The following is a 7,973-nucleotide window of genomic DNA, read 5'->3' on the forward strand; positions in this document are numbered from 1 at the left end:
GCCAGATCGTCGAGCAGATCACCGCCGCGCAAGGCCGCGAGCTGCTCGTAGCGCTGGTGCAGGCGCGCGTGCACGGGATCGATCCCACTCACGGCATGCAGCAGTTGCAGCAATTGCTGCGGTCCCAACTCCGGCTCATGACGCAGTGCGGCCAGGGCGCAGCTCACCCCGTGCAGGCCCCAGCGCTCCAGCAGCGCCCGGCGATCGGCCACATCGGGCCCGGCCGATTGGTCGACGAACAGTTCCGGGGAGAGCGTGAGCGCCGCGCCGCCACCGGCCGCGTGGCGGCGCAGCGTGCGCAGATCGTCGTCGCTCGGTGTGCCGGCGCGGGTGCGCACGGCCAGTTCGGCGACCATCGGCGCCACCGGAACACCCAGCACGTGCGCCGCCTGATCGGCGGCCACCACCGCATCGCCCCAGCGCGAGCCCACGGCATCGGCCTTGTTGAGTACGACCATCGTGGTTTCGGGCCGCAGGGATTCGAGGACGCGACGATCGGCGGCCTGCAGCGAACCCGCCAGCACGTAGACGACGAGATCGGCGTCGAGCACCGGATCCGGCACGCCCGGCTGATCCACCGGCGCGGTCTCCTCCGCCGACATCAGGGCCAACGCCCGCAACAGCGTCGATTTCCCGGCGCCGGCCCGGCCGGTCACCTGAATCCGCAGCGGCCGCCGGAAGGCCACGGCCGCGCTCGCCAGCTGATCGGCGACGCCCGGGGCGGACCCGGCGCCGACGCGCACCGTGGCGATGAGTTGCTCGAGTTCCGGTGCGGGCCCGCCGTGGTCGTTCAGCAAGCCCGGCGAAGCGCTGGTTGCAGTGGCTCTCGACACAGGTGATACCCCCTTCCGGCGGCAAATTCTGTCAGAAGACGCGGCGGTTGTCGGCACCGACCGGATTTTCACCGGCGCGCCCGATCGTCGTTGCGCCACACAGCGATGTGTAATCGATCACACGAAACCGCCTGCCCGAGCTCGCGACCGGCGACGATGGCCTGCGGCCCGACCATCACCGCAGGTGAGCGGTAATTGGCGCGGAATTGGGAATCTCTCCGGTGAAACGGTGGTTGTGCTTGTGTCACAGCATAATTCGACAGTGGTGAACTATCGGGTCACGGATTCGATCACCTACGCTGAAGCCGCCGGCGGCACCGCCGGTGCGCGGCCTCGGCGGTGTGGACCCCGGTCGGCCGTGCGCCCGTGCGCCGGCCCCGTGGATCCGAAGGAGGTTGCGATGAGCGTCAACGTCGACGTCATCGGTAACGACGGCGCCGCCGTCGCGACGAAGAACGAACGGCCGCTGCCGCCGTCGCAGGACCCCTTCTATCGCGCACCCGCCGACGCGGCCGCGCACGCACCCGGAACCGTTCTGCGCAGCCGGCCCGTGCAGATCGCGCTGCTGGGACTCATTCCGCAGCGCGTGACGGCGTGGCAGCTGCTGTATCGCAGCAACGACCTGCACGGTGACGCCGAGGTCGCGGTGACCACGGTGCTGCTGCCCGCCGATGCCGATCCGGCCGAACGCCGCCCGTTGCTGGCCTTCGAATCGGCGATCGACGCCGTCACCGAGCGATGCGCTCCCTCCTATGCACTCCGCCGCGGCGCCGTCGTCCCGGGCTCGATCACCCAGCTCGAACTGCTGCTCGTCGCCAACGCACTGCGCCGCGGCTGGGCGGTGAGCATCGCCGATCACGAGGGACCGGACGGCCGTTTCGGCGCGCCCCGGGAACCGGGCTACCGCTCGCTCGACGGCATCCGCGCCGCGATGCACTTCCGTCCGCTGGGGCTCGGTACCGACACCCCCGTGGTGGTCTGGGGCTACTCCGGTGGCGGGATGGCCGGCTCCTGGCTGGTCGAGATGGCTCCCACCTATGCGCCCGAGCTCACCATCGCCGGTGCGGTACTGGGCGCGCCGGTCGGCGATCCGGGTGAGGTGTTCATCCGGCTGAACGGTGGCCGGTACGCCGGTTTCCCCGCCATCGTGATCTCGGCGCTACGCCAGGTGTATCCGGCGCTCGAGGAGGTGCTCGACAAGCACATCACCAGCTCCGGGGAGCGCCTGCTGGAACGGGCGGCTCAGCTGCCACCGATCGTCGCGCTCGCTCGGCTCGCCGGCCACGACGTCAGCAAACACCTCGATCACCCACTGGAAGAGGTACTGAGCACCCCCGCGATGTGCGACATGTTCGACGATATGCGGCTCGGCAAGCACACCCCGCACTGCCCGATCCTGGTGATCCAGCCGCTGCACGATCGCATCATCGACGTCTCGTGTATCGATGCGCAGGTCGAGCGCTACCGCGCGGGCGGTGCCACCGTCGGCTACCTGCGCGATCGGCTGAGCGACCACTTCACGTTGTTACCGCTGGCCACGCCGCTGAGCCTGGACTGGCTGGCCGACCGCATCGCCGGCCGCCCGGTCACCGACGCCGACACCGAGACCCGGACCGTCTGGTCGGTGATGGCGTCCCCGTCGCGCTGGCGCGGGCTGTTCGAGCTGGCCGGCACCGCGGGCCGGATGATCCTGGGCCTGCCGCTGGGCAGGCAGAGCGAACCGGAACTGCCGCAGACGCAGCCGCTCGCCGCCTGACGCCGGGCTCCGCGCCACCGCGGCAACACTTCTGACCCGGGATTTCCCTCCTCGACGCGGTCGATTGCGGCCCTGATCATCGAATACTGGACAATGGACGCCGTGAACGACACCGCTGGTAGCGACGGGGCCGGAGGCGGCAGCTTGCGTAACCACGCAGGCCCCCGCGAACAGCGCGAAGATGCAGCTGGTAGCGACGGGGCCGGAGGCGGCAGCTTGCGTAACCATGACGGCCCCTCCCCCGAGCGTGAGCCCTCCCGCCTCTACCCGCGGGTAACCAGCTTCCGCTCGCGTCGTGGCGCGTTGACCGCGACCCAACAGCAATCCTGGGAGCGGATGTGGCCGCGCATCGGCCGCGAGGTGAGCGACGAGCCGCTCGACGCCGCCGCCTGGTTCGGCCGGACCGCCCCGCTGATCATCGAGATCGGCTGTGGCACGGGGACCGCGACCGCGGCGATGGCCAAGGCCGAGCCGCAGTTCGACCTGATCGGCATCGAGGTATACAAGCCGGGTCTCGCTCAGCTGGTACAGCGGATCGAGCGGGAAGGCATCGAGAACATCCGGCTGCTGCGCGGCGATGCCGTCGACGTCCTCGAGCACATGATTGCCAAGGATTCGCTAGCGGGCGTGCGCGTGTTCTTCCCGGATCCCTGGCCGAAGGCTCGCCACCACAAGCGCCGGCTGCTGCAGCCCGCGACGATGACCCTGATCGCCAGCCGGCTGCAGCGTGGCGGCATTGTGCACGTAGCCACCGACCACGCGGGCTACGCCGAACATATCGCCGAGGTGGGCGCGGGAGAACCGCAGCTCGTAGGCCTGAACGAGGCCACCGGCGGCGACGCGGAACACCCCGGAACCGATACGGTGATCGGCCTCGAACGCCCGGTGACGAAGTTCGAGAGCAAGGCGCATCGAGCCGGAAGCGCCATCACCGAGTTCATTTGGGGGAAGATCTAGATATGAGTCTCAGGGAGATGGCCCAGCCGGCCGACGAGGTTGCCGGAACAGTGCGCGGCGACGAATCGGACGTCGTCGCCGGCGCGGCGGCCCCCGCGACGCCGGTCGCCGAGCCCGCCGGGGTGCGACGGGTGCTGCTGGTGTGGGACGCACCGAACCTCGATATGGGCCTGGGCGCCATCCTCGGCGGCCGTCCCACCGCGGCCTACCGGCCGCGCTTCGACGCACTCGGCCGCTGGCTGCTGGCGCGTACCGCCGAGTTGTCCGCCGGCAGTACACAGCGCATCGAACCCGAGGCCACCGTCTTCACCAATATCGCCCCCGGGACCGCCGATGTGGTGCGTCCGTGGGTCGAGGCGCTGCGCAACGTCGGTTACGCGGTCTTCGCCAAACCGAAGATCGACGAGGATTCCGACGTCGACAGCGACATGCTGGCACATATCCAGTTACGCCGCAGCGGAGCCGGTCTCGCGGGGATCATGGTGGCCTCCGCGGACGGTCAGGCCTTCCGCGAACCGCTCGAGGAGGTCGCGGCCACCGGGGTTCCGGTCCAGGTGCTCGGATTCCGCGAGCACGCGAGTTGGGCTGTCACGTCCGATATCCTCGATTTCGTCGACCTCGAGGACATCCCGGGTGTGTTCCGTGAACCGCTGCCCCGGGTCAGCCTCGACTCGCTGCCCGACGAGGGAGCCTGGCTGCAGCCCTTCCGGCCGCTGTCCGCACTGCTCACCTCCCGCCCCGCTCAAGGAGTCGCTTAGTGTTCACCCGCTGGGGCGAGCTGGTCCACAGGTTCCGCTACACCGTGCTGGGTGTAGCGGTGGCCGCGCTTCTCGCCCTGGGGGCGTACGGGTTCGGTCTGGAAAACCATCTGAGCTCCAGCGGCTGGTTCGACCCCGGTGCGGAGTCCTCGCAGGCCGCGGTGCTCAAGGACCAGGTCTACGGCCGCGATCACATGTCCGATGTGATCGTGCTCTACACCGCGCCCGACGGTAAGACCATCGACGATCCGGAGTTCGGGCGGAAGATCACCGACAATCTCAACAGCCTGCCCAGGGACCATCCGGACCAGATCAACAAGGTCAACGTCGCCTACTGGAAGACCGAGACCGGCGACTGGAGCGCCTCGGCTACCGGTAGTAAGGACAAGAAGTACGCGTTCGCCTCGGTCGCCATCAAGGGTGACGACGACACGACCACGATGAACAACTACCGCGCGGTCAAGAACGCCTTCTACATCCCCGGCGTGGATGTCCAGCTGGCGGGCATGCAGCCGGTCGCGGGAGAGCTGAACGACACCATCGCCTCCGACCAGAAGCGCATGGAGATGCTGGCCATTCCGGCCGTCGCGATCCTGCTGTTCTTCATCTTCGGCGGTATCGTCGCCGCGGCCCTGCCGCTGATCATCGGCGGTCTCACCGTCCTGGGCGCCAACGGCATCGTCATGGCGATCACCCATGTCACCGAGGTGAATTCGTTCGTCGGGGCCGTGGTGTCGATGATCGGCCTGGGCTTGGCGATCGACTACGGCTTGTTCATAGTCAGCCGGTTCCGCGAGGAGCTGGCCGAGGGCTACACCACCCGCCAGGCCGTACGGCGATCAGTGATGACCGCCGGGCGTACGGTCACCTTCTCGGCGACCATGATCATCGCCGCCAGCGCCGGCATGCTGCTGTTCCCGCAGGGCTTCCTGAAATCGGTCGCCTACGGCACCATCGCGACCGTGCTGCTGGCCGCGCTGGCCTCGCTCACCATCCTGCCCGCGCTGCTGTCGATCCTCGGACCGCGCGTCGACGCGCTGGGATTCAAGCGGTTCCGCAAGACCAAGACCGCCGAAGAGGTCGAGAACGGCTTCTGGGGCCGCACCACGCAGTGGGTGATGAAGCATCCGCTGAAGGTGGCAGTGCCGCTGTGCATCATCCTGCTGCTGCTGATCATCCCGGTGAAGAACCTGAAGTTCGGCGGTATCAGCGAAACCTATCTGCCGCCGGACAATCCGACCCGCATGGCGCAGGAGAAGTTCGACGAGATCTTCCCGCTGCGCCAGACCGACCCGATCCAGCTGGTCATCACCACGCAGAACACCGGCGAGATCAAGGCCATCCTGGACGAGGCCAGTGGCGCACCCGGACTCACCGATCCGTTCGGCACGCCCGGCATTCCGCCGAACGGCTCCGATGTCTGGGTGTCCGAGGCGACGATGGCGCCGGACGCGAACGTCGAGGACACGATCGCCTATCTGCGCTCGATCAGCGTGCCCGACGATGTGGATCTGATGGTCGGCGGCCAGCCGGTCCTGATGCAGGACAGTATCGATTCGCTGCTGGATCGCATGCCGCTGATGATCGTGCTGGTCGTCTTCGTGACCACGCTGCTGATGTTCCTGACCTTCGGCTCGCTGGTGCTGCCGATCAAGGCGGCGTTGATGAGCGCGCTGGGCCTCGGCTCCACGCTCGGCATTCTGACCTGGATCTTCGTCGACGGCCACGGCGCCGGACTGCTCAATTTCACGCCGCAGCCGATCATGTCGCCGGTACTGGTGTTGATCATGGCGGTGATCTACGGCCTGTCCACCGACTACGAGGTGTTCCTGCTCTCCCGCATGGTGGAGGCGCGCGCCCAAGGCGCGAGTACCACCGAGTCGGTGCGCTCCGGAACCGCTCAGACCGGTCGCATCATCACCGCCGCGGCACTGATCCTGCTCGTGGTGGTCGGTGCGTTCGCCTTCTCCGATCTGGTGATGATGCAGTACATCGCCTACGGCATGATGGCCGCGCTGTTCATCGACGCCACCGTGCTGCGCATGCTGCTCGTTCCCGCGACCATGAAACTGCTGGGTGACGACTGCTGGTGGGCCCCGGCCTGGATGAAGCGCATTCAGCAGCGCATCGGCCTGGGCGAACCCATCCTCGACGACGAGCGTCCCGGCACCGGCGAGGTCGTCGACCTGGTCAAGACGACGCCGGTCACCGATCCGGTGACCATGCAGCTGCCGCAGCTGCCCGACGGGACGCCGAAGGGCCCGCGCAAGCCGCGGCGGTTGAAGTTCCTGCGGGTCGACCCGGAGGCGCCGACCGAGCAGTTGGATCGCATCGATCCGGCCACGGCCGGCACGTCCACGCGCGCGACTCGCGCCAAGAGCCCCGAGGCGTCTCGGTCCGAGGGCTCCGAGTCGCCGGCGTCGCGGACCGCGCGGTCCAAGGCGGGCGCCGGAGAGTCGACGGAATCGCGGGCGAAAGCCGTTGCTCCCCCGGCGGCCGCGGAAGCCGATTCGTCGGCGTCGGGGAAGCCGGTTAAGGACGAGAAGCCGGTTGAGGCCGAAAAGTCGGAAAAGTCCCCGAAGCGCAAGCGTTTCGGCCGCCGCCGGTCGGACTCCGGCGCAGATGCGCCGTCGGCCGATTCGGGCAATGCCTCGTCCGGCGACAGTGATGCCGATGCCTCGGACGGCACCGGGAATCAGGCACGGCCCGCCGCCTCGGCCTCTGCCGACGCCGCCCCGGTCCGCACGCCGTCCGGCCCGGAGGCCGGGCGCCCGACAACCCCGCCGCAAACGCCCGGCATCCGATCCTCCCGCGTGCTGCCTCCCTCCGGCCGCCCGCAGCCGCCTCGGACCCCAGGCGGTCCCGGTGTCATCGGCGAATCCGGTGTCATCGGCGGTTCCTCCGCCGCGGAGGAGCCGGTCCGGGGCGCGGGAACGCCGCAACCGGCCCGCTCGGCCGATGCCGGCAGCACTCCCGGCGTGCTCGGCGCGGCCCCGATGCCGGGGCGCACCTCGCCGAATCCGGGACAGGCCCCGTCGGGCACTCCCGAACCCCAAGCGCCGCAAGCGCCTTCGGCACCGCCCTCGGTCTCGCTGCCCGGTTCGGATACCGCCCCGAACCGTGGCGTGGTGCGGCCGCCGCAGGTCGTCCGCCCCGGTATGCCGCCCCGGACGGTGCCCGCGCCGGACACCGCTCCCGACGCCACCGATTCCGTGCCGCCGACCGCTCCGGTCGGCACCACGCCGCGGGTGCTGCCGCCGAAACCGGCGAAGGTGCCGCCGCATCCGTCGGTCCGCGCCCAGCTCTATCGTCCGGACGCCCCGCCGTACCACCCTGGACAGGCTCCCGCCCAGGGCGCCGGGCCGGCGCCGGACGCCGGTCGGCCCGGCCACAGCGGACCTCCGGCCGCTCCCGAGGGGCCCGGTCGCTCGCAGCGAGTAGCCCCCGAAGGCCGCCCGCCGGCCGTGCAGCCGCCGCGGCGCATCCCGCCCGATGGCATGCGGCATTCGCCTACGCGGACAACGGAATCCGGGCCCGGCAGTGTGTCTCCCGCCATGCCCCGGGAGCCGAAGGACACCGATGCGACCCAGGAGCTGCACGGGCCGGCGAATCCGGGCCACCGGCCACCGGCCGGCGGCCACAACGCACCGGCTTCGGGGCCCCGAGGCG

Annotated in this window: 5 protein-coding genes; 4 read left to right on the top strand and 1 reads right to left on the bottom strand. The window is 69.6% G+C overall.

The window, feature by feature from the left end:
* Positions 1-833, bottom strand: an 833-nt coding sequence (locus A5780_RS09455; protein ID WP_156769431.1) for a hypothetical protein, incomplete at its 3' end; no start/stop codon positions are given.
* Between the two features lie 400 nt (positions 834-1,233).
* Between A5780_RS09455 and A5780_RS09460 the strand changes: the two genes are divergently transcribed.
* From A5780_RS09460 to A5780_RS43050, 4 genes are all read left to right on the top strand, one after another.
* Positions 1,234-2,589 carry a lipase family protein gene (locus A5780_RS09460; RefSeq protein WP_063011560.1) on the top strand — a complete coding sequence of 452 codons (1,356 nt, stop codon included), beginning with the start codon at positions 1,234-1,236 and terminating at the stop codon, positions 2,587-2,589.
* 144 nt (positions 2,590-2,733) lie between these two features.
* Positions 2,734-3,546 carry a tRNA (guanosine(46)-N7)-methyltransferase TrmB gene (gene trmB, locus A5780_RS09465; protein ID WP_369817573.1) on the top strand — a complete coding sequence of 271 codons (813 nt, stop codon included), beginning with the start codon at positions 2,734-2,736 and terminating at the stop codon, positions 3,544-3,546.
* 2 nt (positions 3,547-3,548) lie between these two features.
* Positions 3,549-4,304 carry an NYN domain-containing protein gene (locus A5780_RS09470; protein WP_064906191.1) on the top strand — a complete coding sequence of 252 codons (756 nt, stop codon included), beginning with the start codon at positions 3,549-3,551 and terminating at the stop codon, positions 4,302-4,304.
* A partial coding sequence (locus tag A5780_RS43050) for an MMPL family transporter (protein ID WP_082976366.1) occupies positions 4,304-7,973 on the top strand: 3,670 nt, incomplete at its 3' end. The genes A5780_RS09470 and A5780_RS43050, both read left to right, overlap by 1 nt.

This window comes from Nocardia sp. 852002-20019_SCH5090214, assembly GCF_001665865.1.
In the GTDB taxonomy this organism is placed as follows: domain Bacteria; phylum Actinomycetota; class Actinomycetes; order Mycobacteriales; family Mycobacteriaceae; genus Nocardia; species Nocardia nova.

Coding starts and splice junctions, on each gene's coding strand:
- A5780_RS09470 (WP_064906191.1), top strand. CDS start 3,549: ATGAGTCTCAGGGAGATGGCCCAGCCGGCCGACGAGGTTGCCGGAACA.
- A5780_RS09460 (WP_063011560.1), top strand. CDS start 1,234: ATGAGCGTCAACGTCGACGTCATCGGTAACGACGGCGCCGCCGTCGCG.